Genomic DNA, 2,741 nt, shown 5'->3' with positions numbered 1-2,741 from the left:
AACAAGACGAGTTGCTTAAATATCTTGAGCATCATTTAAAACTGGCAGGCACTGAGCGCAAGATATTCGAGCCTTCAGCGGTAGAAGCTATATTTCAGGCAACCAATGGCCTGCCACGTAAAATCAACCTTTTAGCTCATTACACTTTAAATGCCGTAGTTTTAGGCGTTGGAAACAGCGCTAACTCCGACCATGTTCGTCAGGCTCACGATGAAATCAATTAAATTTCAGGTTTCCCGGTGAAACGGAGATCGGCTCTGCTGGGGAGCACCCGGTCAAGGGATAGCCGGGAGGGCGAGACGGATTGTCTGTCTCAAGGGGGAAGTCTTCGGGCTTCCCCCGCTTTTTTTCAATCCGGATGCCCCCTATGCCTTAAAAAACCCACTGTGTTTCCAAATTATCAAAGAGCTTAAAACCTGGTGAAATAATTCGTATATTCAAGAGACTGGAGCGGTATTTTATATCGTAAAACAGGCGGTGGAATAAAGAGTCATTCAACACCGGGATGTAAAAATATCCCGTAATAAGCAAGAAAAAATATTCGTTTGAATTTATCTTGGAGAAAAGGCCTGAATGCCTCTCTTTTTGACAATCTGCTAACTTAACTTGGAAAGAAATGATGATGATGATAATACCATCGCAAATACAAATAGAAACAGTGGCGGGATTATGCAACCTTAGGTGTATTATGTGTACTGTTGAACAAAGTCTTCGAAAAGGAATAATGCACAATGACACATATCAGAATATTTTAGAAAGATTTTTACCCTATAAAAAACATATTGAACATGTTTCTTTGTTGGGATTGGGAGAAACTTTAATAGATAAGGATGTTGCTAAAAAAATACAACTAACTAAAACTCTAGATGGGGGTTACAAAGGGGTGGGGATCTATACAAATGGAATGTTATTAACAACTAAATTATCGTTAGAACTTTTAGAAGCAAAATTGGATACATTAATCGTTAGCATGGATGGCATCACTAAAAATACACAGGAAAAAATAAGAATCGGCTCTGATGTAAATATGATAATTTATAATATCATGCAATTTATTCAGTTAAGAAATTCGAGCAAAGAATATTCTACAAAAATAATTATCAGATTTACTGAACAAGATATCAATAAATATCAATGGAGGGATTTTTATATTTACTGGAAAAAAAGACTTGATTTTAATAAAGGTGATTTAATTTTAAATTATCCAGTTCATAATGTCGGCAACATGAAAAAATCATTTACACCCTCAAGATATGATATAGCAGGAATAAAGTGCAAAGAAGTTTATGATAGAATTATTATTTTTTTAGATGGTAAAATTGGGTTGTGTTGCGGAGACCAATTTAACAAATATGAAAATGGTAATATTTTTGAAAGCGATCCTATTGAACTGTACAATAAAGGCCATTTTACCCATTTTAGAAATGAAATGGATAAAGGAAATATTTTGGGATTAGAATTGTGCTCAAAATGTTCAGTAGCATATTCTATATTGATGAAAAAAGAAGTACGGTAACCATCAAACTAACAGCTTATTTTAATTTATCAATAAACATGACATAGGATTGAAAAATCATCCATTCTGGAGAGATGTCATGAGTGAAAAGAGCCCAAGGCCGCTACGGCAAGGAAAGATAGTGGCCCGTTTTTTGGGGGAATACCACAATAATAAAGGAATCTCCAAATGGTGATTTGTCCAATTTGCGATAAGAGAAAAAATTCAATCCTAGCAAGTATCAGTACGGCAGAGTTTGATCAATCACTTCTTTACAACAACATAACCGTTTTAATTTGCGATAATTGCGGTCATGTATTTAATCGCTTAAGTGAAAATGAAAAAACCAATCTTTTTAAATATTACCAGGACGAATATGCACCCACCAACCTGGCAAACACAAGTTCTAATTCAGACCGTCCAGGGAGCAACAACGCATACTCCATTGCAAGATACGAACAACTCTATACTATTTTAAAAAATTACATACCGTCAACCGATATAAAGATCCTCGATATAGGATGTGCAACCGGGGGATTCCTCCATTATCTAGAGAGCAAAGGTTATATACATTTATGCGGGATAGATATAACCGATGATTATGTCAACCTGGCCAGCAAATTTAAATCGGATGAAATTGAGTTTAAGAAAGGCTTTGCCGACAACATTCCCTATAATAACAATTATTTCGATATTATAGTTATAGATCAAGTTTTTGAGCATTGCATCGATCTTCATAAAACCTTTGAAGAAATACAGCGCGTTATTAAACCGTCTGGAATATTATGCGTGGGGATACCCAATGCCGCGGCCTATCAACAACAACTTTTTTTTGAGTATTATTGGTTTTTGTTAAGAGAACATATTCATCATTTTTCAGCAAAAACATTTGAGCAATTAGCTCGTCACCATGGGTTTAGACAGCTCATTACAAAACAGTTGAATACATCAATGTTGGGGGAAATAGTAATGCTTCCAAATTTAATCAGCATCTTTTTTGCCGACAACAGTGAAAAATTAACCTCGTATAAAAATGATTCTATGTTAAAAAAATCCTTACTTTCATATTTAAGCACAAGTGAACATAAATCACTCACTAGAAAAAAAGCATTTACAACTCACATACAAAAGGCAACACCATTAGCTTTCTGGGGCATAGGCAGGGAATTTCTCTACCTTTACGAAAAGTTACAACTGTCAAAATATAATATCAGCATGCTATTAGACACAAATCCATTCAAACAGA

Annotated in this window: 3 protein-coding genes; all 3 read left to right on the top strand. The window is 35.1% G+C overall.

Going from position 1 to position 2,741, the window contains the following annotated elements; translation table 11 throughout:
• Nucleotides 1-224 (top strand): AAA family ATPase (locus U9P79_06910; GenBank protein MEA2104352.1); only part of this gene is annotated, 224 nt, incomplete at its 5' end.
• A gap of 392 nt (nt 225-616) precedes the next feature.
• Nucleotides 617-1,516: a radical SAM protein gene (locus U9P79_06905; protein ID MEA2104351.1), complete on the top strand. Its 900-nt coding sequence runs from the start codon at nt 617-619 to the stop codon at nt 1,514-1,516.
• A gap of 168 nt (nt 1,517-1,684) precedes the next feature.
• The coding region (locus U9P79_06900) for a class I SAM-dependent methyltransferase (GenBank protein ID MEA2104350.1) at nt 1,685-2,741 on the top strand (1,057 nt) is incomplete at its 3' end.

Source organism: Candidatus Cloacimonadota bacterium, assembly GCA_034661015.1.
Lineage (GTDB): Bacteria > Cloacimonadota > Cloacimonadia > JGIOTU-2 > JGIOTU-2 > JAYEKN01.
Note: the sequence above shows the minus strand (reverse complement) of the source record. Positions and strands in the feature narration are given on the sequence as shown.